25 protein-coding genes and 2 tRNA genes are annotated in these 21,394 nt (G+C 60.3%); 6 read left to right on the plus strand and 21 right to left on the minus strand.

From position 1 onward, the window contains the following. Positions 1-77: 77 nt before the first annotated feature. The 4 genes from Q9290_RS04135 to Q9290_RS04150 form a co-directional block, all read right to left on the minus strand. Complete coding sequence (locus Q9290_RS04135) at positions 78-689, minus strand: FKBP-type peptidyl-prolyl cis-trans isomerase (protein ID WP_306078377.1); 612 nt, start codon at positions 687-689, stop codon at positions 78-80. A gap of 43 nt (positions 690-732) precedes the next feature. After that, a complete protein-coding gene (locus Q9290_RS04140; RefSeq protein WP_306078378.1) occupies positions 733-1,662 on the minus strand; it encodes an ROK family protein in 930 nt (309 codons plus the stop codon). Next, a complete protein-coding gene (locus Q9290_RS04145; RefSeq protein ID WP_306078582.1) occupies positions 1,662-2,417 on the minus strand; it encodes a M48 family metallopeptidase in 756 nt (251 codons plus the stop codon). Before Q9290_RS04145 ends, Q9290_RS04140 begins: the two co-directional genes overlap by 1 nt. Before the next feature lie 156 nt (positions 2,418-2,573). Beyond that, positions 2,574-2,828, minus strand: coding sequence for a helix-turn-helix domain-containing protein (locus tag Q9290_RS04150; protein ID WP_306078379.1), 255 nt, complete (start codon positions 2,826-2,828; stop codon positions 2,574-2,576). A 328-nt stretch (positions 2,829-3,156) separates the two neighbouring features. On the opposite strand from Q9290_RS04150, the gene Q9290_RS04155 reads away from it, so the two are divergent. The 3 genes from Q9290_RS04155 to purU all read left to right on the plus strand — a co-directional run bounded on the left by Q9290_RS04155 (position 3,157) and on the right by purU (position 5,550). Next, a complete protein-coding gene (locus tag Q9290_RS04155) occupies positions 3,157-4,113 on the plus strand; it encodes an OmpA family protein (RefSeq protein WP_306078380.1) in 957 nt (318 codons plus the stop codon). Between the two features lie 108 nt (positions 4,114-4,221). Continuing rightward, the gene (locus Q9290_RS04160; protein ID WP_306078381.1) at positions 4,222-4,683 is read left to right on the plus strand and encodes a YchJ family protein; all 462 of its coding nucleotides are present in this window, start codon (positions 4,222-4,224) and stop codon (positions 4,681-4,683) included. A gap of 30 nt (positions 4,684-4,713) precedes the next feature. Then, complete coding sequence (gene purU, locus Q9290_RS04165; protein WP_306078382.1) at positions 4,714-5,550, plus strand: formyltetrahydrofolate deformylase; 837 nt, start codon at positions 4,714-4,716, stop codon at positions 5,548-5,550. 67 nt (positions 5,551-5,617) lie between these two features. On the opposite strand, the gene Q9290_RS04170 is transcribed toward purU, so the two are convergent. Further along, entirely contained in the window at positions 5,618-5,914 is a 297-nt protein-coding gene (locus Q9290_RS04170; RefSeq protein WP_306078383.1) for a DUF1244 domain-containing protein, read from the minus strand. Positions 5,915-5,982: 68 nt separating this feature from the next. On the opposite strand from Q9290_RS04170, the gene yfbR reads away from it, so the two are divergent. Further along, positions 5,983-6,576 (plus strand): 5'-deoxynucleotidase, encoded by a 594-nt coding sequence (gene yfbR, locus Q9290_RS04175; protein ID WP_306078384.1) that lies wholly within the window; start codon positions 5,983-5,985, stop codon positions 6,574-6,576. A gap of 69 nt (positions 6,577-6,645) precedes the next feature. On the opposite strand, the gene Q9290_RS04180 is transcribed toward yfbR, so the two are convergent. The 13 genes from Q9290_RS04180 to Q9290_RS04240 form a co-directional block, all read right to left on the minus strand. Further along, positions 6,646-7,182, minus strand: coding sequence for a DUF3833 domain-containing protein (locus Q9290_RS04180; RefSeq protein WP_306078385.1), 537 nt, complete (start codon positions 7,180-7,182; stop codon positions 6,646-6,648). 1 nt (position 7,183) lies between these two features. Then, positions 7,184-7,666 carry a chalcone isomerase family protein gene (locus tag Q9290_RS04185; RefSeq protein WP_306078386.1) on the minus strand — a complete coding sequence of 161 codons (483 nt, stop codon included), beginning with the start codon at positions 7,664-7,666 and terminating at the stop codon, positions 7,184-7,186. 5 nt (positions 7,667-7,671) lie between these two features. After that, positions 7,672-8,151, minus strand: coding sequence for a DUF2878 domain-containing protein (locus Q9290_RS04190; RefSeq protein WP_306078387.1), 480 nt, complete (start codon positions 8,149-8,151; stop codon positions 7,672-7,674). Continuing rightward, positions 8,121-9,374 (minus strand): SAM-dependent methyltransferase, encoded by a 1,254-nt coding sequence (locus Q9290_RS04195; protein WP_306078388.1) that lies wholly within the window; start codon positions 9,372-9,374, stop codon positions 8,121-8,123. The genes Q9290_RS04190 and Q9290_RS04195 overlap by 31 nt, the downstream gene beginning before the upstream one ends. Positions 9,375-9,384: 10 nt before the next feature. Further along, a complete protein-coding gene (locus Q9290_RS04200; RefSeq protein ID WP_306078389.1) occupies positions 9,385-10,104 on the minus strand; it encodes a DUF1365 domain-containing protein in 720 nt (239 codons plus the stop codon). Beyond that, positions 10,101-11,348: an NAD(P)/FAD-dependent oxidoreductase gene (locus Q9290_RS04205; protein ID WP_306078390.1), complete on the minus strand. Its 1,248-nt coding sequence runs from the start codon at positions 11,346-11,348 to the stop codon at positions 10,101-10,103. Before Q9290_RS04205 ends, Q9290_RS04200 begins: the two co-directional genes overlap by 4 nt. Further along, on the minus strand, positions 11,345-12,073 hold the full coding sequence (locus tag Q9290_RS04210) for an SDR family NAD(P)-dependent oxidoreductase (RefSeq protein ID WP_306078391.1): 729 nt from the start codon (positions 12,071-12,073) through the stop codon (positions 11,345-11,347). The genes Q9290_RS04205 and Q9290_RS04210 overlap by 4 nt, the downstream gene beginning before the upstream one ends. Further along, positions 12,058-12,492: a nuclear transport factor 2 family protein gene (locus Q9290_RS04215; protein ID WP_306078392.1), complete on the minus strand. Its 435-nt coding sequence runs from the start codon at positions 12,490-12,492 to the stop codon at positions 12,058-12,060. The genes Q9290_RS04210 and Q9290_RS04215 overlap by 16 nt, the downstream gene beginning before the upstream one ends. Next, positions 12,489-13,898: a deoxyribodipyrimidine photo-lyase gene (gene phrB / locus Q9290_RS04220; RefSeq protein WP_306078393.1), complete on the minus strand. Its 1,410-nt coding sequence runs from the start codon at positions 13,896-13,898 to the stop codon at positions 12,489-12,491. The genes Q9290_RS04215 and phrB overlap by 4 nt, the downstream gene beginning before the upstream one ends. After that, a complete protein-coding gene (locus Q9290_RS04225) occupies positions 13,876-14,715 on the minus strand; it encodes a MerR family transcriptional regulator (protein WP_306078394.1) in 840 nt (279 codons plus the stop codon). The genes phrB and Q9290_RS04225 overlap by 23 nt, the downstream gene beginning before the upstream one ends. Continuing rightward, entirely contained in the window at positions 14,705-15,658 is a 954-nt protein-coding gene (locus Q9290_RS04230; protein WP_306078583.1) for a YbgA family protein, read from the minus strand. Before Q9290_RS04230 ends, Q9290_RS04225 begins: the two co-directional genes overlap by 11 nt. Before the next feature lie 282 nt (positions 15,659-15,940). Continuing rightward, on the minus strand, positions 15,941-16,219 hold the full coding sequence (locus Q9290_RS04235) for a YeaC family protein (RefSeq protein WP_306078395.1): 279 nt from the start codon (positions 16,217-16,219) through the stop codon (positions 15,941-15,943). 105 nt (positions 16,220-16,324) lie between these two features. Beyond that, positions 16,325-17,755 carry a glyceraldehyde-3-phosphate dehydrogenase gene (locus Q9290_RS04240; protein ID WP_306078396.1) on the minus strand — a complete coding sequence of 477 codons (1,431 nt, stop codon included), beginning with the start codon at positions 17,753-17,755 and terminating at the stop codon, positions 16,325-16,327. 147 nt (positions 17,756-17,902) lie between these two features. Here Q9290_RS04240 and Q9290_RS04245 point away from each other — a divergent pair, with 147 nt between their 5' ends. Next, the gene (locus Q9290_RS04245; protein WP_306078397.1) at positions 17,903-18,709 is read left to right on the plus strand and encodes a DUF2989 domain-containing protein; all 807 of its coding nucleotides are present in this window, start codon (positions 17,903-17,905) and stop codon (positions 18,707-18,709) included. A 202-nt stretch (positions 18,710-18,911) separates the two neighbouring features. Further along, positions 18,912-19,907, plus strand: a complete 996-nt coding sequence (gap, locus tag Q9290_RS04250; protein ID WP_306078398.1) for a type I glyceraldehyde-3-phosphate dehydrogenase — start codon at positions 18,912-18,914, stop codon at positions 19,905-19,907. 59 nt (positions 19,908-19,966) lie between these two features. Here gap and nadA read toward each other — a convergent pair whose 3' ends face one another. From nadA to Q9290_RS04265, 3 genes are all read right to left on the minus strand, one after another. Then, positions 19,967-21,028 (minus strand): quinolinate synthase NadA, encoded by a 1,062-nt coding sequence (nadA, locus tag Q9290_RS04255; protein ID WP_306078399.1) that lies wholly within the window; start codon positions 21,026-21,028, stop codon positions 19,967-19,969. 135 nt (positions 21,029-21,163) lie between these two features. After that, positions 21,164-21,239 (minus strand) — tRNA-Lys (locus Q9290_RS04260). A 32-nt stretch (positions 21,240-21,271) separates the two neighbouring features. Then, positions 21,272-21,347, minus strand: a tRNA-Val gene (locus tag Q9290_RS04265). Positions 21,348-21,394 lie beyond the last annotated feature (47 nt).

Here is a 21,394-nt window from a genome sequence, read left to right on the forward strand (position 1 = left end):
GCAAATTACGCGGGCCAAAAGCGCCCATAAAAAAACCGGCGGCTGCCGGTTTTTTATATGGTCTGGCTGAATGCGGATCAGGCGATCTCGAGCAGCTCGACTTCAAATACCAGAGTGGAGCACGGCGGAATGGAGCCGGCACCCTGTTCACCGTAGGCCAGGTGATGGGGTACGTACAGCTTCCACTTGGAGCCAACCGGCATCAGCTGCAGGGCTTCAACCCAGCCCTGGATCACGCCGTTCACCGGGAACTGGGCCGGCTCGCCGCGCAGTACGGAGCTGTCGAACACGGAGCCGTCTACAAAGGTGCCGTGGTAGTGTACACGTACGGTGTCGGTGGCGGCGGGCTTGGCACCCTCGCCGGCGGTCAGCACTTCGTACTGCAGGCCGGACTCGGTCTGCTGCACTTCGTCACGGGCAGCGTTGGCAGACAGGAAGGCTTCTTCTTCTTCCTTGGCCTTGGCGGACTGAGAAGCCTGCTCGGCCTTCATGCGCTCGGTGATCACGCCAAAGGCGGCGTTGATGTCTTCCCGGGACACGGCAAATTCTTCACCGTTGAGGGAGTCGGCCAGACCTTGCTGTACGGCGGCGATGTTCAGCCCTTCAAACGGCTGCTGGGCCAGTTGATCACCGATCTGACGGCCGATGCCATAGCTGGCTTTCTGTTCTACTGTCTCGTAAGACGACATGGGATTCCCTCTGTTTTTGAGTGCAAAACACGATGCTAACAAATTACGCCCCCGAGCTGAATGATGAATCCGCCCGCCCGGTTAATAATGCCGCACCGCGCACGCCGCCGGCGCCGCCAAACACCGGCGCCCGCACCGGGGCAGGCTCAATCCCCTTCATCATATGGCCCGGCAGGCGCTCGGCCAGGACCTGGTGCAGCCAGGGCGCCTCACCCAGGCTGCCGCCCAGCACCACGGCATCGGGATCGAGCTGGGTCATCAGGGCGCCCAGCCCCGCCGCCAGCACATCAACATAAATGTCCATACAGCGTTTCGCCTCGGTCTCGCCTTGCTGCCAGGCGGTTACAATGGCCAGCCCATCACGTTCAGCCCCGCCATAGTGACGGTACAGCCGGGCCAGACCGGTACCTGACACATAGGCTTCCAGGCAGGCGGTGCGTCCGCAACCGCAGTCGAACAGCGGCAGACCAGGATGACGTGCCAGCAAACCGGCCCCGATGGCACCGTGACCAAACTCGCCACAGCCGCCCCGCCGGCTGTTGATCGGACAACCCTCATGCACCAGAGCTCCCCCCACGCCAGTGCCCAGGGTCAGGCCCAGCGCCAGCCGGCTGCCCGCCACGGCACCACCGTGGAACTCCGACAGCAGAAAACAGTTGGCGTCGTTATCCCCCACCAGCGGGCGCATGAGCCGTTGCTGCAGATCGCCCAGCAGATCCCGGCCGTGAATGGCCGGCACATTAGGGGCCAGAATACGCCCGCTCGCGTCCAGTACACCGGGAAAGCCCAGCCCCACCCTGCCTGTCTCGCCAAAGTGCTCGTCGGCTTGTTTCACCAGGCCGGTGACCAGCTCCAGAAAGGCGGCGTAGTCCCGCACGGGGGTGGCATGCCGGCTGGTGGCCAGTGGCTGAAAGCGCTCATCAAACACACCAAAGGCCACCTTGGTGCCACCGATATCAAAGCCGTAAATCATCAGCGACCACAGGCCGGCTGTTTGCCCTGCCCCCGGGCCTGCCTGTAAAAGTTGCTGGCTTCGGACATCAGCGACGACAGTCCCTGAATACGGGTGCCATGAGACGGATGGGTAGACAGCAGCTGCGGTGGCTGACCGTTCGACTGAGCCGCCATATTGCGCCACAGGGTAATGGCCTGCTCGGGATCAAAGCCCGCCTTTGCCATCAACTGCAGCCCCAGACGATCGGCTTCGGCTTCCTGCTCACGGCCATAGGGCAGCAGATAGCCCACCTGCACGCCCAGCCCCAGCGCCGCCATGGCCGGCTGACGAATACCGGACTGGCCGAGTGCGGCATCGGCGGCACTGAGGCCAATATTGGTAAGCTGGGTGCGGGAGACCCGCTCGTTGCTGTGACGGGACAGTACGTGAGCGATTTCATGACCGATCACCGCGGCCAGCTGATCCTGAGTATTGGCCACCTTGAACAGGCCGGTATACACCCCCACCTTGCCGCCCGGCAGAGCAAAAGCGTTGACCTGTTTGGAATCGAACAACACGACTTCCCACTGACCACCGCCGGGCACTTCGGCCACCAGCTGGTTGGTCACGCACTGAACGTAGCGATTAAGACGCTGATCGGCACTGATGGTTTCCTGCTCCTTGAGCTGGCTAAAAGACTCCTCGCCCAGCCGCTGCATGTCGTTTTCGGAAAACAGCAGCACCTGACTGCGTCCGGTGGGAGACTGGGTACAGGCGGCAAGGGAGCTCATCATCAGGGCAACTAGAATGGCACGCACGGCAATGGCCTCATACAAAAGAACACAGGCGCCATTTTTAGCATAAACGGCGCCGGGCACAAACGCAGTGAGCGAGAATCCGCGGGAAGGCAGGCCCGAAGCGATATTGCGTGTCGCTTCGGGTCAGGCCAATCAGGACTCGGGGCTGACCTGGCCCGCTTCGGGCACGGTAGTGTCGGACAGCAGCCAGAGGGTGTACTTGTGCAGTTCCGGGTGTTGAGACAAGGCCACCAGAAAGGCGCCACCGACCTCCCGATACCCCAATTCATAGTTTTTCAGCGTGGTAGGGGGGACCTGAAGCAACTCAGCAAACTTGGGCCGGCTGAGCCCCATAGCCTCACGAATTTGCCGGATTTTCTTTCCGACCAGGCTGGTATCAGGATTCATAATCTTGCTACTCCTCAATGGCAGATTACGACAGGGACGTTGTATACACTGTTAGTTTAACACCCCTCTTCAGACTCGTTATGAACTGGCGGCCATTTGTTGAAAAAATGTTTCCAAATGGCAAATAATGATTCATTTGAGCACTAAATCTGTGCCGTCCTTTCTATTTTATGGTTCCATTTCGGGCCGCCTCTGCTCGCCATGTCCCGTTTTACCGTCTTGTGACCCACCTGAAAACAGGATAGTCTGGCCCGGCGCTGGCAGCCCGGATTGAAGCGGTAAACGGCCGCACTGCGCGATAACAACTCATACAATGAGGAACAAAAATATGAAAAAGACAGTGGCTTCTTCTCTGATCGCAATGGCGCTGGCGACCGCCGGCATGTCTGCCGGTGTACAGGCCAACGACTGGTACCTGGGCGGCGGCGCCGGCCTTGCCAACTTTGAAGATATTCAGGAAGTTCTTCCTGAAGTTAAGGATGAAACCAACTCAGTTAGCGCTTTTGGTGGTTACAACTTTAACCAGCATTTTGGTACCGAACTCGGCTATACCCTTTTTAATGGCGGAGCGACCCGCACTCATAACGTAAGTCTCTCTGCAATTGGTCGCTTGCCGTTGAATGAGAAGCTGTCGGTGTTTGGTGAAGCGGGTGCCTGGGGATGGCGTGCTATGCGTGCTACCAACGACGAAGGCGTTTCTCCCATGGCCGGCATCGGCATGACCTATCGTGTATCTGACCTCGTAGATGTACAGGCTCGTTACCGTCGGATTGAAGATATCGCTGATATGTCCAACAACGGATTCGAAAGTGACGTCAACAACGTCATGCTGGAGCTGGTGCTGCACCCCAACCGTCGCCAAGCCGCCCCGGCTCCCGTGGCGCCGGTGGCTCCCCAGCCGCAGCCTGAGGTCACCTACGAAACCCGCACCGTGACCGCCGATGGCTCCGTGTATTTCGCCTTTGACAGCTCCGCCCTGTCGGCCGATGCCCGCGCCACTCTGGACGACGTGGCCCGTTTTGCCGAACAGAACCCGGACTATCAGGTTGAACTGGCCGGCTACGCCGACCGTCTGGGCAGCGCCGAGTACAACCGCCGTCTGTCCGAGCGTCGAGCCCTGGCTGCCAAGGAATACCTGGTACAGCGCGGTGTGGCCGCCGAAAACATTCAAACCGCCTGGTACGGCAGCGAGCTGGCCCAGGGCGTAAGTGAGGAAGAGCGCCAGCTGGATCGCCGCGTGGATGCCAAGGCTCAGGCCAGCATTCAGGTGGAAATCATCGAATAAGGCGCTTTGCCAAGCCTGTCACAAACGGCCCCGCGGGGCCGTTTTTGTTTTTTACCCTTGCCACTCTCATCTGGCATACTGATTTTTTTCACTTTCTGACCCAATTCCATGCAATGTCATTGTGATAGCGGACAATCGTTTGCCGACTGCTGCCAACCCTTTCTGGAAGGCCACCTCGCCGCCCCCACTCCCCTAGCGCTGATGCGCTCCCGCTACAGCGCCTACCGGCTGGGACGGGGCGAATATCTGGTGAAGACCTGGCACCCTGACACCCTTGGGGAGCTGGACGCCGCCACCCTGCGCGAGTCGGGGCTCGGCACCGAGTGGCTGGGCCTTGCCATCGTCTTTGCCCGGGGCTCGGCCGCCGACACCGAGGGCGAAGTGGAATTCAGGGTGCGCTACCGGGAACAGGGCCGGGTGGTGCTGCTGCACGAACGCTCCCGCTTTGTGCGCCATGACGACCGCTGGGTGTACCACTCGGGTCAGTTCAACCCGCCCAAAATCGGCCCCAACCAGCCCTGCCCCTGTGGCAGCGGCAAAAAGTACAAGCAATGCTGCGGCCGGCGCTGAGCCGTTTTACCGACAACAAGAAGAAACAGAATGGAACGAAAAATACTGCTGAGCCACAGCCCCGATACCCGCGGGCTTATCTCGAAAATTACCAATATCTGTTACAAGCATCAGCTCAATATTGTGCGCAACGACGAGTTTGTGGACCACGACAACGGCCACTTCTTTATGCGCACCGAGCTCGAAGGCCGCTTTAACGATCATACCCTGTTGGCGGACTTGAACGACGCCCTTCCGGACGGTGGCCAGAACCGGTTGGTGCCGGCGGGCAGCAAACGGGTGGTGATTCTGGTAACCCGGGAAGCCCACTGTCTGGGCGATATTCTGATGAAGCACTTCAGCGGCGCCATGAACATCGACATCGCCGCCGTTGTGGGCAACTACGATACCCTGCAGGGACTGACCGAAAAGTTCGATATTCCGTACCATACGGTATCCCATGAGGGACGAAACCGGCCCGAGCATGAGCAGCTGCTGGCAGAGGTCATCGACCGCTACCAGCCCGATTATGTGGTGCTGGCCAAGTACATGCGCATTCTGAGCCCGGCCTTTGTGGCACGCTATGAAAAGCGCATCATCAATATTCACCATTCCTTTCTGCCCGCCTTTATCGGCGCCAGCCCTTATCGTCAGGCCTATGAACGGGGGGTGAAGATGATTGGCGCCACCGCCCATTTCGTGACCGACGATCTGGACGAAGGCCCGATCATCGAGCAGGATGTGACCCACGTCAGCCACGCCTTTTCCGCCGACGACATGGCCAAGGCTGGACGGGACGTGGAAAAATCGGTGCTGAGCCGGGCGCTCAACCTGGTGCTGGAAGAAAAGGTGTTTGTGTACGGTAACCGCACCGTGGTGTTTAAATAACTTAGGGGAATAGGGAACAGGCCTACTTCCCTAGTCCCTGCTCCCTAGTCCCTAATCCCGCACGACGTCAGTCGTGCTTGTGGCTTTTCTCAAAGGCGGCCTTTTGCTCCGGGGTGGCCTCCTGCTGGTATTTTTCTTTCCACTCGCCATAAGGCATGCCGTATACCCGCTCCCGGGCCTCGTCGTAGTTCATGTCCACGCCGCGCTCCTCGGCGGCGGCCAGGTACCACTTGCTCAGGCAGTTGCGGCAAAAACCGGCCAGGTTCATCAGGTCGATATTCTGTACGTCCTTGCGCTTGTCCAGGTGCGCCAGCAGGGTACGAAAGGCGGCGGCTTCCAGCTCGGTTTGGGTTTGCTTGTCCATGTTGCTCTCCATTAACGATTGTGGTGCCATTATAGCGGCAAGCCCCGCAAACCTCATGAGGCAACACCATGAATCGCAGTCACTTTTTTGCCCAGATGGCACGCATGAAGCTGATCCAGCGCTGGCCGCTGATGCGCAACACGGATCCGGAAAACGTGGCCGAGCACAGCCTGCAGGTGGCCATGGTGGCCCATGCCCTGGCGGTGATTAAAAACACCTTGTTTGAGGGCAGCCTGGATCCGGGCGTCGCCGCCATGCGTGCGCTGTATCACGACGCCAGCGAGGTGCTGACCGGCGATCTGCCCACCCCGGTGAAATACTTCAATCAGGAGATCGCCACCGCCTACAAGGCCATCGAACAAAACGCCGAACAAAGCCTGCTGGCCATGCTGCCCGCGGAGCTGCGCCCCGCCTATGAGCCCTTGGTATGTGGTCATGTGAATGACGACTATACCCATCTGGTGAAGTCTGCCGACATTCTCTGTGCCTACCTCAAGTGCGAGGAAGAGCTGTCGGCGGGCAATCGGGAGTTTGCCAAGGCCAGGGAGCGCCTTACCGCCATGCTGGACGAGCGCATGAACGATGAAATTCGGTATTTTCTGGAGGTGTTCGTGCCCAGCTTCTCCCTGTCGCTGGATGAAATTTCCACGCCGGGGTTTTGAGAAGGTATGAGTGGTTGAGAGTGAGGGGTGAGGGGAAAACACTCCTCCTCACCCTTCCCCCCTCTCCCCTCACGAGTCAGATTTACGCTCCATCCACAGGGTGACTTCGCCGACCTTGAAACCCCATTTGGTCATTTCGGCGCGGTTGATCAGGCGGTTTTCGTCCAGCAGGTACATCCAGTCGTTAAAATCGATGTCCCATACTCGGCCGTCTACCGGTACCGCCAGGGTATAGCGCCAGTTCAGGGCATAGCCCTCGGTACGGCCTTCGGCAGGGGTGACCACATCGCTGGCGGTGCCGGTATAGCGGCCGTCGGGGTGTTTTTCCAGATACCAGACCCGGCGCTGCTGCTCACCGTCATCGTAAACAAAGTCTTCTTCCAGCACGCCCTTGTTGCCTTCCCAGCGGGCCACCATGTCCACCTTGAACCGGCGCAATACTCGGCCGGATCTGTCCTGCACCATGCCATAGGCCACCAGCTCACCGGTAAAAAAACGGTCCAGCTCCAGGGCCGGGGTGGTATTCTGATAGTCATCAATCTGGCTGCTGCAGGATGAGAGCAGCGGGGTCAGCACCAGCATCAGCGCCACCAGCAAAATTTTCATGTCAGCCTCCTTTCAGCTGTCGGGTCAGTTTGGGGTCCCGGCTGTCGGTTGAAAGCCAGATAGCCAGAAAGGCGGGGGCAAAGGCCGGGTCGTCAATACGGCCCAGCAGCCGCCAGTTAAAGTAAAAGGCGCTGGCGCCGTTTTCATCGACTCTGAGCACCAGCTCGTCATTGGTGCGAACCGAGGGCCAGAGCCGCTCCAGCTGTTGCGACCATTCCGGCTTCCAGTCCACCCCCAGCCGCTGCCACTCCTTCACCGTGGCGGTCAGCAGGTCTTCCTTGTCAATATCGCGCTGGTAACGCAGGGATAACGCCTGAGGGTAACGCTCGGGTTGATAACGGCCGTCTTCACTGTAAAAGCGGGCATGATACAGATCCCAGAACAGCCAGCTCATTTTGCCCTGGCCCACCAGAGTGAGATCCGCCACCGGGCTGGCCCAGGCCGATGACACCATCAGCAACAGCATGCAACAGAGCTTTTTCATGGTTACTACCTCCGCAGTCGTTGGTCGAGCACCACCAGCAGCGGCAGCAGTCCCGACCAGATCAGCGCCAGGATCAGCGCCGAGGGCCAGAAACCCAGCGGCAAGACCACCGCATCCAGTTTCCAGCCGGCAATATAGGAAGATGCCCCCGCCCCCGCGCCGGTCAGCGCCAGCCAGGGCCAGGAAAAGCGGCGCAGCCACACCAGGCTGTGCCCCAGAGTCAGCACAAACCCCACCCACAACAGTCCCAGCCACAGCGGCCAGTGACTGAATTCAAACACACCACCCAGGGTCAGCAAGGCATCCACTCCCAGCCCCAGGGCCGCCAGCCACAACACCCGCAGGTCGGCCCGGCGGCTGGGGGTAAAGGTAAAATGCACCAGCAGCAGGGCGCCGGTGAGCCAGGCCCAGGGGTTTTGTCCGGCCACTGCCAGCAGCCAGAAGCCTTCAAAGGCTACAAGCTGGGTCCATTGCCACTTCGACATGCTCTCGCTCCGGGTTTGGCCGCCTCGAAATGAGCCAGACCTATGGTGCCTTCCAGAAATCCCCCCTCGCAGTAGGCAAAATAGAAGGCCCACAGCCGCTGAAAATCGGCGTGATAGCCCAAGCGGCTCAGTTCGGGCCCGGCCTGGCGAAAACGTTCGGCCCAGATGCGCAGGGTTTCGGCATAATGCCAGCCATAATCGTGCAGCCGTACCAGGGTCATGTCGGTCTGCTCCCGCAGATGGCGTGACATTTCACTCACCGACGGCAGACAGCCGCCGGGGAAGATGTAACGCTGAATAAAGTCCACGCCTTTGCGGTATTGCTGGTAACGCTGATCGGCAATGGTAATGGCCTGGATCAGCAGGCGGCCATCGGGCTTTAGCAGCCGGTTCAGCATGCGAAAATATTCCGGCAGATATTCATGGCCCACGGCTTCAATCATCTCCACCGACACCAGCTTGTCATACTGACCGGTGAGCTCCCGGTAATCCTTCAGCAGCAGGGTGACCCGGCTCTCCAGCCCCTCTTCCCTGACCCGCCGCTGTGCATGCTCAAACTGCTCCCGGGACAGCGTGGTGGTGGTCACCCGGCAGCCGTAATGGCGCGCCGCGTAGCAGGCCAGTCCGCCCCAGCCGGTGCCGATTTCCAGCAGGTGATCGTCCGGCTTCAGCTCCAGCCGCGAGCAAATCAGCCTGAGCTTGTGCTCCTGCGCCAGCTCCAGTGAGGAATGGTTTCTTGGAAACACCGCCGAGGAGTACTGCATATGAGGGTCGAGAAACAGCTCATACATGTCGTTGCCCAGATCGTAATGGGCGGCAATATTGGCCCGGCTGCCCGCCTTGGAGTTGCGGTTACGCTTGTGGGTCAGCAGGTGCCAGGGCCAGGTAAGCCAGCCCAGGCGACGCTCGAGCCTGTCCAGCACCGCCATGTTGCGGGCAAACAGCCGCACCAGCGCCGTCAGATCCGGACTGTGCCAGCCCCCCTCCACCCAGGACTCGGCGGCACCAATGCTGCCGCCGGTCATCAGCCGGCGATAAAACCGCGGATCCCGCACCCGCACTTCGGCCTGCAGACAAGCCTCGGGCTCACCGAAAAAAAAGCGATCATCGCCGTCCTGCACCGTCAGCCCGGCGTCTTTCAGGCCGGACAACAAGGAAAATGCCAGACTGCGGGCCCAGCGATCCAGGCGGCGGGGGGCGGCTAGAGTCAGGGTTGTTTCCATCTTGGCGTCCTTAAGGATGTGAATGGTAGGGAATGCGTTTTAAAAACAGCTTCAGCGCCTGCCAGTAAATGCCGCGCACCACGGTCAGGGTCATCACCGGCCACTGGCGCAGGGCCGTGGTCAGGGCGCTCGCCTCAAATGGCCGGCGGCGCAGCGTCAGGGTGGCGTCAAACAGCAATTCGGGGTTGCGGTTTTCAATGTGCACCAGCGCCCGTTTGGCCGGCGCGATAATGCGCCAGTGGTAATCCATGGCCATGCCCATAAAAGGCGAGACATGAAACGCCTTTTCGGTAGCCTGAGGCTGTTCGAGATCCACCAGATAGCAGTGGCGCTCGTTCCAGGGCGTGTTGTGCACTTCCGCCAGCAGGTATCGGGCCTCTCCGTTTCGGTAACAGAAAAACAGGTTCACCGGGCTGAAATAAATGCCGAAACAGCGCACCTGCCCCAGCATGACTATCCGCTCCAGCCCGTCGGCCTCGCCACCGAGGCGCGCCACTTCCTGCAGTACCGCCTGTTTGAGCGGCCGTCCGGGGTCTCCCAGATAATCGCGACGGCGAAAACTCAGGGGCGCAAAGCGCTCGAGGGCAAACCAGCGGCTGGCGGCGGCAAGCTCCGGCAGTTCGTCCAGATCCAGCGCCAGCATATAGAGGCCGTAGCTGAAGGCATGCTTTCTGGGCTGATAGCGACGATGGCGCACCACGCCGGTGTAAATGGCACTGTTCAGGCTCATAGGCTGACTCCGAAACGTTCACACACATCCAGGGCACTGCGTACGCCGTCTTCATGAAAGCCGTTGTACCAGTAGGCGCCGCAAAAATGGGTGTGATCCTGGCCGCAGATGTCCCGGCGGCGGGCCTGCGCGGCAATGGCAGCCTGGTTATAAACAGGGTGCGCATAGGTAAAGCGATGCAGAATGCGCTCGGGATCGATGGCCTCGCTGCGGTTCAGGGTGACGCACAGGGTCTCGTCGGCCTCTATGCCCTGCAAAATGTTCATGTTGTAGGTCACCGCCGGCAACGCCTGCTCGCCGCCATCGAGGTAATAGTTCCAGCTGGCCCAGGCCCGGGGCTCGGTGGGCAGCAGGCGCGTGTCGGTGTGCAGCACCACCTCGTTGTTGCGATAGGCCAGCCCGCCCAGCACGGTCTGCTCCGCCTCGGTGGCGTCATCCAGCAGGCGCAGCGCCTGATCCGAGTGACAGGCCAGAATCACCTCGTCAAAGTGTTCACGGCCGGCGCTCGTGGCTATCTCCACGCCGCCATTCCCCCGACGCACCGACTGCACCGGGGTGTTCAGGCGCAGATCCTGCACCCCCTTCACCAGCGCCGGTATATAGCTGCGCGAGCCCCCTTCCACCACATACCACTGGGGCCGGTCTACCAGGTTGAGCAGGCCGTGATGGTTGAAAAAGCGCAAAAAGAAGGCCAGGGGAAAGTCCCGGCTGTCGGCCAGGGACGACGACCAGATGGCCGCCACCATGGGCAGCACATAATGGCCGGCAAAAAACTCGGAGAAGCCATGCTGAGCAAGAAACCCGCCCAGGGTCTCGTCATTGCTCAGGCTGCCCTCTTTCAGCGCCCGTTTGCACAAGAGGTTAAAGCGCACGATTTCCAGCAAAAAGCCATAGAAGCGACCGTTTACCAGGTTTTTGCGCTGGGCAAACAGGGTATTGAGGGTATGGCCGTTGTACTCCAGCCCGGTGGCCGCCTGCTGCACGCTGAAGCTCATTTCGGTGGGCCGGGCCTTGACTCCGATCTGCGCCAGCAGCCGCTGAAAACGCGGATAGGTACGGTCGTTGAACACGATAAAACCGGTGTCCACCGCATGAGTACGGCCGTTCAGGGTCACGTCCACGGTGGCGGTGTGACCGCCGAGGTAATCGTTGGCTTCAAACAGCGTTACCCTGTGCTGCCGGCTCAGCAGCCAGGCACAGGTCAGGCCGGCAATGCCGCTGCCGATGACGGCGATATGGCTCATGCGTGCTCCTTTTTCATGCGACGGGCCAGGCTCAGCCACAACCGCTGTGGCAACCAGGACAACAGCCTGAGGGTGGCGATAAACACGCCGGGAAAGGTGACTTCACTTTTGCCCCTGGCCAGGCCGGCACGAATGGCCCGGCTGGCCTGCTCGGGGCTGACCCGCCCGGGCATGGGAAAGTCGTTTTTTTGCGTGAGCGGCGTGTCCACAAAGCCGGGACGCACCAGGCTGACCGCCACCCTGGCCGGGTCCAGATCCACCGCCAGGGTGCGGGCCAGGTAGTCCACCCCGGCCTTGGACGCCCCATAGGCTTCGGCCCGGGTCAGCGGCACAAAGGTTACCGACGAACTGACCAGCGCCAGCCGGCCGCCGGTCTTGATACGCGGCAACACCGCCGCCACGCAGTTACCGGTGCCGGTCAGGTTGGCCTGCACCACCCGCTCGAACAGGGCGGCATCAAAGGCGTGGGCATCGTCCACGTATTCACAGGTGCCGGCATTCAAAATGGCCAGATCCACCGGGGCCACCTCACTTAAGCTACCGGCAGCGGCATCGCGGTCGTTGATGTCAAAGACAGCGTATTCCACCCGCTCGCCGGGCAGCACCTGGGCCAGTTTGTCCGCGTTCCGGCCGCAGGCCACCACCTGCCAGCCTTCAGCCAGGTAATCGGTTGCCAGCTGCAGGCCAATGCCCGAGCTGGCGCCGGTAATCAGTACCCGTCGCATGAATTCAGCCTCCGTTTCAGGGCGCGAATGCAGCCGCCGAGCAGCGGCAGCCGCTCATAGAGCATGGCGCCAAGGTCAAAGAAGTCTCTGTGGTAATAGATGCTGTCGGCAAAACACAGGTGACTGACGCCCGGCACGCTCACCGGCCGGCCACTGTTGAGCCGGGGGTGAATAAAGTGCATTTCCCAGCGCACATAGGCCTCTCCCTCCTGCTCCATCACCTGAATGATGTCAAAACGGCATTGCTTTACCTGGGTAAACAGCCCTTCGAAATAAGCCTCCAACGCCTCGATGCCACGAATGTCATGGGCCGGATCGGCAAACAGCACATCGTCCGAATACACCCGGCGCAGGCCATCCAGCTCGTCGGGCGACAGGCTTTGATACAGCCGGCAAAAGGCGTCCAGAGCCGGGCTCATACCGCCTCCTCGTCCTTCAGAGCGTCAAACATGGCAATGGCGTGCCGTCGCGCCCTGGCGTGATCTACCAGGGGCGGCGTGTAGTCACCCTCGCGCCGGTGCGAGCGCAGCCACTCATGGGGCGCATGAATGTGCTTGGCCGGCACGGCCTTGAGCTCCGGCACCCAGCGGCGAATAAAGTCGCCGTCGGGGTCAAAGCGTGCACTCTGGGTGACGGGGTTGAACACGCGAAAATAGGGGGCGGCATCGGCGCCGGTGCCCGCCGCCCACTGCCAGCCGCCATTGTTGGCGGCCAGCTCGCCGTCAATCAGATTGGCCATAAACCAGGCCTCGCCCCGGCGCCAGTCGATATGTAAATCCTTGGTGAGAAAGCTGGCCACTATCATGCGCAGCCGGTTGTGCATCCAGCCGGTTTCCCGCAGGCAGCGCATGGCGGCATCGACGATGGGATAACCGGTCTGCCCTGCACACCAGGCGCTAAAGGCCCCCTCGTCGTCGCTCCATTGCAGCGCTTCGGTTTCCGTCTTGAAGGCCCGGTTCATGGAAAGCTGAGGAAAGGCCACCAGCAGGTGGCGATAAAACTCCCGCCAGATCAACTCGTTCAGCCAGACAAAGCCCCGCTCGCCCCGTCCAAACGGCAAACTGCCCAGTTCGTTCTCCATGGCCGCCAGGCACTGCTTGGGCGACAATACGCCCAGTGCCAGATACGGCGACAGCCGGCTGGTGCCCGCCTCGGCGGGAAAATCCCGGCGTTCGCCATAATCAAGCAACTGCAATGAGCAGAAGTGGGTCAGCGCGTCCCGGGCGGCTTCTTCACCGGCAGGCCAGGCGCTGCTGTTTTTCAGCTCCCCCGACAAGGACACGGCCATCGCCTCGCAGGCTGGGTTATGCGCCTCGGGCACCGGCAGCAACCGGTAGCCATGGGCTTTGAGCGCACTCAGCCAGGCTTTGGAATAGGGCGTGAACACCCGGTACATATCGCCACTTTGGGTGGTGATGCTGCCATGGTTCATCACGCAGTCGCCGTTATAGACCCGGCAGGGAATGGCAAGGACCTGTTGCACCGCCTTGTCCCGGCGGCGCTCATTGACGCCAATATCCCGGTTGGCATACAGGGCGTCAAACTTGTGCTGTTTCACCCAGCCGGCGAGCAGATCCGGCACCTCGCCAAACCCGTCGCATTCCAGTACCTCAAACGGCACTCCCAGGGCGGCCAGGCGCTCACTCAGGGCCTGCAGATTGCGGCTCAGAAAATCCCGCTGCATGGGGCTGTTGCCGTGCTCACGCCACTGGCCGGGGCAATCGATATACACCGCTCTCACGCTGTCGCCCTCGTTCATGGCGGCATGCAGGGCCGGATTGTCGGCCACCCGCAAATCGTTTCTAAACCACACCAAATGTCGCATCGTGCTTCCTCGCGATTTCGCTGACGGTGTTTTCATGGGGCCGGTTCAGCCAGCCTTGCTCGGCGTACATGCGGCCCAGCTCACCGGTAAAAAAACAGTGCTCGGGCCAGCACTCGGCCCGCTCGGCAAACCAGCTCTGGGTCAGGCCCCCCCCCAGCACCACCACCAGGGCATCGCACTGCAGGCGCTCCGCCGCCAGCGGCAACTGCAGCGGCTCAAGCTGACCCAGCTCCAGGCTACGACATTCCAGCCCCTGCAATTCAAAGCAGGTAAGCAGGCTGGCCTGTTCACTGCCCTGCCCCACTCGGGCCACGGCAATACGCGGGCCGGTTTTAATGGTCAGCAATTGAGTGAACGCCCGGGCCAGCAGGGCCGTGGCACTTTGCTCGATCAACTGGCCGTCGGGGCGCGCCAGACGGGCCAGCGCGGAAAGCCAGGGTTCAATCACGTGGCGCAGCAGCAACTCCGCCGGATACAGGCTGGCCAGTTCATTCAGATCCGCCTCCAGCCGGCCCAGATTGAGCGTCGTGGCGGCATCCAGCAGCCGGTGGCGCGCCTGCTCCCAGTTGGAGCCTTCTTCCACCGGCCGGGGATTGTTCAGCATTCCCTTGACCTGGCCGATGCTGACCCCCTGCTCCAGCCAGTGCAGGATCTGACGGATCAGGGCAATGTCGTCATCGGAATAGAGCCGGTGGCCCTTGTCGGTGCGCGCCGGCTTGAGCAGGCCGTAACGGCGCTGCCAGGCTCGCAGGGTCACCGGGTTGATGCCGGTGAGGCGCGAAACCTCCCTGATGGGGTATTGGGGCTCAGATGCCATAACGCAGTCGCAATGCCTCCGGGTGCGGATCGAGATAGACCTGCTGGCGCAGGTAGTCGTTGGGGTGTTCTTCCAGGTAGTGACGCAGCAGGGTAATGGGCGCCAGCAGCGGCAATATGCCTTCCCGGTACTGATGAATGGTGCGGGCCAGCTCCTGGCGCTGGCGCGAAGTCAGCTGACGCTTGAAGTAGCCCTGCAGGTGCTGCAGCACATTGGTGTGGCCCTTGCGGCTGGCCCGCTTGCTTAACGCGCTCATCAGGCCGTGAATGTAGTGTTCGGCCTTTTCTTCCGGGTTTTCCGACAGATCCGCCACCAGCCTGCCCAGCTCCTGGTAGCTGTCTCTGTGGTGAGCCATCAGCAGGTACTTATAGCGGCTGTGAAAGGCGATCAGCCGGGATGGCGTCAGGCCGCGGTGCAGCAGGCACTGCCAGTCATGCAGGGCATAAACCCGGGTCACGAAGTTTTCCCGCAGTACGGGATCATTCAGGCGGCCGTCTTCCTCGCAGGGCAGCAGGGGCAACGCCTTCATGATTTCGGCGGCGTAAATGCCCACCCCTTCCTTGGCGTTGCCCTTGCCGCTTTCGTGGTAAACCCGCACCCGCTCCATGCCGCAGCTGGGCGACTTGGCACACAGCACATAACCGCTCAGGCCTTCGAACTTCGCCGCCATGTTACGGCCGTAATCGCGCAGAGCGTCGGTCACATCCACGCCCTTGGCGGTCTGGGCGATGACCTGCCCTTCGCCGCCAATCAGCCGAATGCTGGGCCGGGGCGTGCCCAGGCCGATGGCGATTTCCGGACATACCGGCACGAATTCCACGAACTTTGCCAGCTGCTCGGTACAGAAGTCCGAACGCTTGTGGCCGCCGTCAAAGCGTACCTTCTGGCCCATCAGGCATCCGCTGATGCCGAGCTTGATAACATGGGGATCGAACTTGTACATCATTAACCCTCTTGTACAACTATGCGTTTACTCTAGCGCTAGTTGTACAAGTTGATCAAGGTTGTACAAGAAAAAATTGTACAAAGCCGGGATTGGGGATTGGGGATATCAGACCGTTATGGACTCCGGGTCAAGCCCGGAGTGACGAAAGCGTGCCGTCATGCCGGCCATTGAGCCGGCATCCATTGAACTGACAACGCATCGCTCTGTAAGCCCGACTTCAGTCGGGCAAAACGTGTATCACGCAATACTGCTGCCCCACGTCAGTGGGGCCTACAGGGTTTAATTCAGCTTACTGCGCACGATCTCTTCTTCATCGCGGAACTGACGGCGCAGCTCGGCCTTGGTTTTCATGACCAGCTCGCCGCCCTTGCCAATGCTCATGTGCTCGGGGTTGTCGTTGTGCATGGCCTGCCAGGCCAGCACCGCCTGCATGCTGTTTTCCTTTTGCTCCTGGGTCAGAGCCGAGCCATCGGGCCACTTGCCCAGTTCAACGGCGGTCTTCAGCCGCTCGTACACTTCTTTGGGCATGGCGGCAATGGCTTGCTGAAACGATGACATGACAATTCCTCCTGTAACGATGGTGTCAATTTACCATCGCCAACGAAAAAAGGGGCGGCTTGCGCCACCCCTTTTCACTACCGGTTTGCAAAAATGCGATCAGCCTCAGGCGGGCAGATCCATCAGCTCGATACCGGCCATCTTCTGCATCACCCGTACCACCTGGCAGCTGTAGCCGAATTCGTTGTCGTACCACACATACAGCACGGCACGATCGCCGTCCACGATGGTGGCCAGGGAGTCAACGATACCGGCGAAGCGGGAGCCGACCATGTCGGTGGAAACCAGCTCGCTGCTGGTGCTGTAATCGATCTGGTTATGCAGCGGCGAGTCCAGGGACACGCGGCACAAGTAATCGTTCAGCTCGTCCACGCTGGTGGCTTTTTCCAGGTTCAGGTTCAGCACAGCCATGGACACGTTCGGGGTGGGTACGCGAATGGCGTTACCGGTCAGCTTGCCCTTCAGCTCGGGCAAGGCCTTGGCCACGGCAGAGGCGGCGCCGGTGCTGGTCAGTACCATGTTCAGCGCGGCACTGCGGCCACGGCGATCACCCTTGTGATAGTTGTCGATCAGGTTCTGATCGTTGGTGTAGGAGTGCACGGTTTCCACGTGGCCGTTCTTCACGCCGTAGGCATCGCTCACCGCCTTCAGCACCGGAGTGATGGCGTTGGTGGTACAGGAGGCGGCAGACATGATGCGGTCATCGGCTTCGATCATGTGATCGTTCACACCAAACACGATGTTCTTGATGTCACCCTTGCCCGGTGCGGTCAGCAGCACCTTGGCGGCGCCCTTGGCCTTGAGGTGCAGACCCAGGCCGGCTTCGTCACGCCACTTGCCGGTATTATCGACCACCAGGGCATCGTGAATGCCGTACTGGGTGTAATCGATCTCTTCCGGGCTGTTGGCGTAGATCACCTGAATGTAGGTGCCGTTGGCGATGATGGCGTTGTTTTCGGCATCCACTTCGATGGAGCCGTTAAAAGGACCGTGTACCGAGTCGCGACGCAGCAGGCTGGCACGCTTTTCCAGATCGTCGCCATTGCCACGCACCACTATGCCACGCAGGCGCATGCCGTTGTTGTTGCCGGCACGTTCGATCAGCAGGCGGGCCAGCAGGCGGCCGATACGGCCAAAGCCGTACAGCACCACGTCGGTGGGCTTGGCATCGGTGTCGGCATTCAGGGCCGGGGCCAGCTCGGTTTTCAGGAAATCGGCCAGGCCGGACTCGTCCTGATGGTCTTTCCAGTAGCGAACCGCCAGCTTGCCCAGATCGATGCTGGCCGGGGCCAGTTCCATCTCGCTCAGGGCCTTGAGCACGGGGTAGCTCTGGCTGACCGGCAGCGGCTGGCCTTCGTGACGACGCACCACGCGGTGAGCCTTGAGAATGTCAATGGTAGAAGCGTTCAGCAGGGGGCGGGCATAGACGCAGGTTTCCACGCCCTGGTTGCGGTACAGTTTGCCAATCAGGGGCTGCATGGACTCTGCCAGTTCCTGGCTCTGCTGCCAGGCGGACAGGTAACTCTCATGGGTCATCGACCGGATCCTTTTAATTCACGTAACCGTTGTTGGTATTGACAGCAAAAATATAAAAAGTTGCTGCTTTTGGGCTTTTCAGGCGCGCCCATTTTAGTGGATAGGGGGTATGATTACCAGACCGGAGCCAAGGGCCAAAAGAGCGAAATGAGAACTAAAACCCTGTTATTCCTGCTGGCGGGCACCCTTTTGTTGACAGGCTGTGAGCGAGATCGCAACAGTGGCCTGTGCAGTCGTTTTCCCCAGTTCTGTGCCGATTTACACACCGACAGCTGGTGTACCAAGGAACGGGAAAGGCTCATCGAGGCCCGTTATCAGAATGCCGAACATCCGGGCGACGCCAGTCGCTATCAAGTGATGAACAGCCTGGAAAGCTACCGGCTGTGCCTGGATCCGCTGCTCGATATTCAGTACACCAAGCGCCATGAGCGCAAGAACATCAAGGTGGAAACCATTATTGACATCGGCGAGGAACTGGCCCGGCTGGAAGCCAGTACGGCCTCCTCGGACTACCCCTATCTGCAGCTGTGGCGCTGGCAGCGCCACGGCGACCGGGCCGCGCGCAATGCCTTTATCGAGCAGGCTGCCCGCCCCGAGATGCAGCAGCCCGATCTGCAACAGGCCCTGGCCGGCTTGCTGCTGCACCGGGATGCCGCCGCCGCCGAGCGCGCCCTACACCGGTCCCTGGAACTGAGTAGAAACGGGCACAGGCCCGATGCCAATCTGCTGGCCACCCTGGTGGATCTGTATATCGGGCAAAAGCGCTACGAAGAAGCCTGGATCTGGGCGAATGCGATCAAGGAGCTTTATGGCAAGGATACCGTCAACTGGCAGCACATGGAGTCTTATGTCAGGTTCAGTGCCCGGCAAAAGGACACCATGCAGCAGCAGGCCGAGTTGCTGGCACAACAACTGGAAGAAGGCCGCTACCAGCGGTATGCTGCCAGCAACTGATTCAAACTGGTCCGGCACTCGGCGCCGGACCAAAATACCCGGTACCACCGTTAGTTGATGTGTTGAAATAAAATTTCAGAATACATGATCCAGCACAAGGTGGCCGCGCTTATCTGCATTGACGGGCCGGGCTGTTTTGGTAATTTTACAACCAGCGAAATTCTTCACTCTTTTTCATTTCTCTAACGTTTCAGGTGATTACATGACTATCAAGGTAGGTATCAACGGGTTCGGTCGTATTGGTCGTTTCGTGTTTCGTCTCGCCTGCGAGCGGGACGACATGGAAGTGGTTGCCATCAATGATCTGCTGGATATTGATTACATGGCCTACATGCTGAAATTCGACTCCACCCACGGCCGTTTTCACGGCGACGTGCGCGTGGAAGGCGGCCAGCTTATCGTGAACGGCAAGCCGGTGCGCGTGACCGCCGAGCGGGATCCGGCCAACCTGAACTGGGGTGAACTGGATGTGGACGTGGTGGCCGAAGGCACCGGCGTGTTCCTCACCGATGAAACCGCCCGCAAGCACATTCAGGCCGGCGCCAAAAAGGTGGTGATGACAGGGCCGTCCAAGGATGCTACCCCCATGTTCGTCATGGGCGTCAACCACCAGGACTATGCCGGTCAGGACATCATCTCCAATGCCTCCTGCACCACCAACTGTCTGGCCCCCCTGGCCAAGGTGATCAACGATAACTTCGGCATTGCCGAAGGCCTGATGACCACGGTGCATGCCACCACCGCCACCCAGAACACGGTAGACGGCCCGTCTGCCAAGGACTGGCGTGGTGGCCGGGGTGCCGGCCAGAACATCATCCCTTCCTCTACCGGCGCCGCCAAGGCGGTGGGCAAGGTGATTCCCGCTCTCAAGGGCAAGCTCACCGGCATGGCATTCCGGGTACCCACCCCGAATGTGTCGGTGGTGGATCTCACCGTGCGCCTGGAGAAAGCAGCCAGCTACGAAGAGATCTGCGCCGTGGTCAAGGCCGCCTCAGAGGGCGAGATGAAGGGCATTCTCGGTTACACCGAGGACGCCGTGGTCTCCACCGACTTTCTGGGCGAGCCCAATGCAGCGGTGTTTGATGCCAAGGCCGGCATTGCCCTGAACGATAATTTCGTCAAGCTGGTGGCCTGGTACGACAACGAAGTGGGTTATTCCCACAAGGTGCTGGATCTCATCGCTCACATCTCCAGATAAGCACCCTGCCCTTAGGATCAAAAAGGCCGGTGCAGTGCACCGGCCTTTTTAATGCTTAATCAGGCGTTGCCCTTGACCTTCATCTTCAGCTCTCTGGCGAAGTTGAGCATGCGCTCCAGCGGGATCATGGCCTTGACCCGGGTGGCTTCATCCACCTGAATTTCGTGGGTTTCGCCGCCCTCTTTCAGGGCGTCACGAATGGCCACCAGACCATTCATGGCCATCCAGGGGCAGTGAGCACAGCTGCGGCAGGTAGCGCCGTTACCGCCAGTGGGGGCTTCTACCATTTCCTTGTCGGGGCAGGCCTGCTGCATCTTGTAGAAGATGCCCTTGTCGGTGGCCACGATAAGGCGCTTCTGGGGCAGGTCTTTGGCGGCCTGGATCAGCTGGCTGGTAGAGCCCACGGCGTCGGCCAGCTCTACCACCGACTGGGGCGACTCCGGGTGTACCAGCACGGCGGCATCCGGGTTCTGGGCCTTCAGCTCCTTCAGGGCCTTGGCACGAAACTCGTCATGCACAATGCAGGCGCCCTGCCAGCGCAGCATTTCACAGCCGGTCTGCTTCTCGATATAGGCGCCCAGGTGACGGTCCGGCGCCCAGATGATCTTGTGGCCTTCGCTGTCGAGGTGCTCGACAATTTCCAGCGCAATGCTGGAGGTCACCACCCAGTCGGCCCGGGCCTTGACCGCCGCCGAGGTATTGGCATACACCACCACGGTGTGATCGGGGTGAGCATCGCAGAAGGCGCTGAACTCGTCCGCCGGGCAACCCAGATCCAGCGAGCATTCCGCTTCCAGGGTCGGCATCAGCACGGTTTTTTCCGGGCTCAGGATCTTGGAGGTTTCCCCCATGAAACGCACGCCGGCCACGATCAGGGTCTGGGCCTCGTGCTCCTTGCCAAAGCGCGCCATTTCCAGGGAGTCGGCCACGCAGCCGCCGGTTTCCTCGGCCAGCGCCTGGATCTCGGGATCGGTGTAGTAATGCGCCACCAGCACCGCGTTGCGGGCTTTCAGCAGGGACCTGATTTCATCTTTCAGCGCCTGCTGCTGGTCCGCGCTGAGCGGGGCCGGCTTGGCGGGAAAGGGGTAGTCAAACTCGACAATATCAACAGCTTCAGTCATGGCGGTGTGCCGGTGCTCCATTCAATAACAATCTGCGGCCATTATACCGCCGAAGCCGAAGCAACCCAAATGCATGTTAACAATATGAAAAAAAATGAAGGGTAAAACGATATAAATAAGGGGATTATCGAAGAATGGTGGGTCGTGCAGGATTCGAACCTGCGACCAATTGATTAAAAGTCAACTGCTCTACCAACTGAGCTAACGACCCGTATAAACGGTGTCTTATTCATTGCGAATAAGTGGTGGACGCTACTGGGATCGAACCAGTGACCCCCTCCTTGTAAGGGAGGTGCTCTCCCGGCTGAGCTAAGCGTCCGGAATCTGGTGGGTCGTGCAGGATTCGAACCTGCGACCAATTGATTA

The organism is Oceanimonas aquatica (assembly GCF_030732065.1).
Taxonomy (GTDB): domain Bacteria; phylum Pseudomonadota; class Gammaproteobacteria; order Enterobacterales; family Aeromonadaceae; genus Oceanimonas.

Coding starts and splice junctions, on each gene's coding strand:
- Q9290_RS04225 (WP_306078394.1), bottom strand. CDS start 14,715: ATGGCATCTGAGCCCCAATACCCCATCAGGGAGGTTTCGCGCCTCACC.
- Q9290_RS04230 (WP_306078583.1), bottom strand. CDS start 15,658: ATGTACAAGTTCGATCCCCATGTTATCAAGCTCGGCATCAGCGGATGC.
- Q9290_RS04205 (WP_306078390.1), bottom strand. CDS start 11,348: ATGAGCCATATCGCCGTCATCGGCAGCGGCATTGCCGGCCTGACCTGT.
- Q9290_RS04210 (WP_306078391.1), bottom strand. CDS start 12,073: ATGCGACGGGTACTGATTACCGGCGCCAGCTCGGGCATTGGCCTGCAG.
- purU (WP_306078382.1), top strand. CDS start 4,714: ATGGAACGAAAAATACTGCTGAGCCACAGCCCCGATACCCGCGGGCTT.
- Q9290_RS04185 (WP_306078386.1), bottom strand. CDS start 7,666: ATGAAAAAGCTCTGTTGCATGCTGTTGCTGATGGTGTCATCGGCCTGG.
- Q9290_RS04145 (WP_306078582.1), bottom strand. CDS start 2,417: ATGATGAGCTCCCTTGCCGCCTGTACCCAGTCTCCCACCGGACGCAGT.
- Q9290_RS04195 (WP_306078388.1), bottom strand. CDS start 9,374: ATGGAAACAACCCTGACTCTAGCCGCCCCCCGCCGCCTGGATCGCTGG.
- gap (WP_306078398.1), top strand. CDS start 18,912: ATGACTATCAAGGTAGGTATCAACGGGTTCGGTCGTATTGGTCGTTTC.
- Q9290_RS04160 (WP_306078381.1), top strand. CDS start 4,222: ATGCAATGTCATTGTGATAGCGGACAATCGTTTGCCGACTGCTGCCAA.
- yfbR (WP_306078384.1), top strand. CDS start 5,983: ATGAATCGCAGTCACTTTTTTGCCCAGATGGCACGCATGAAGCTGATC.
- Q9290_RS04140 (WP_306078378.1), bottom strand. CDS start 1,662: ATGATTTACGGCTTTGATATCGGTGGCACCAAGGTGGCCTTTGGTGTG.
- Q9290_RS04240 (WP_306078396.1), bottom strand. CDS start 17,755: ATGACCCATGAGAGTTACCTGTCCGCCTGGCAGCAGAGCCAGGAACTG.
- phrB (WP_306078393.1), bottom strand. CDS start 13,898: ATGCGACATTTGGTGTGGTTTAGAAACGATTTGCGGGTGGCCGACAAT.
- Q9290_RS04180 (WP_306078385.1), bottom strand. CDS start 7,182: ATGAAAATTTTGCTGGTGGCGCTGATGCTGGTGCTGACCCCGCTGCTC.
- Q9290_RS04135 (WP_306078377.1), bottom strand. CDS start 689: ATGTCGTCTTACGAGACAGTAGAACAGAAAGCCAGCTATGGCATCGGC.
- Q9290_RS04200 (WP_306078389.1), bottom strand. CDS start 10,104: ATGAGCCTGAACAGTGCCATTTACACCGGCGTGGTGCGCCATCGTCGC.
- Q9290_RS04215 (WP_306078392.1), bottom strand. CDS start 12,492: ATGAGCCCGGCTCTGGACGCCTTTTGCCGGCTGTATCAAAGCCTGTCG.
- Q9290_RS04155 (WP_306078380.1), top strand. CDS start 3,157: ATGAAAAAGACAGTGGCTTCTTCTCTGATCGCAATGGCGCTGGCGACC.
- Q9290_RS04150 (WP_306078379.1), bottom strand. CDS start 2,828: ATGAATCCTGATACCAGCCTGGTCGGAAAGAAAATCCGGCAAATTCGT.
- Q9290_RS04170 (WP_306078383.1), bottom strand. CDS start 5,914: ATGGACAAGCAAACCCAAACCGAGCTGGAAGCCGCCGCCTTTCGTACC.
- nadA (WP_306078399.1), bottom strand. CDS start 21,028: ATGACTGAAGCTGTTGATATTGTCGAGTTTGACTACCCCTTTCCCGCC.
- Q9290_RS04235 (WP_306078395.1), bottom strand. CDS start 16,219: ATGTCATCGTTTCAGCAAGCCATTGCCGCCATGCCCAAAGAAGTGTAC.
- Q9290_RS04245 (WP_306078397.1), top strand. CDS start 17,903: ATGAGAACTAAAACCCTGTTATTCCTGCTGGCGGGCACCCTTTTGTTG.
- Q9290_RS04190 (WP_306078387.1), bottom strand. CDS start 8,151: ATGTCGAAGTGGCAATGGACCCAGCTTGTAGCCTTTGAAGGCTTCTGG.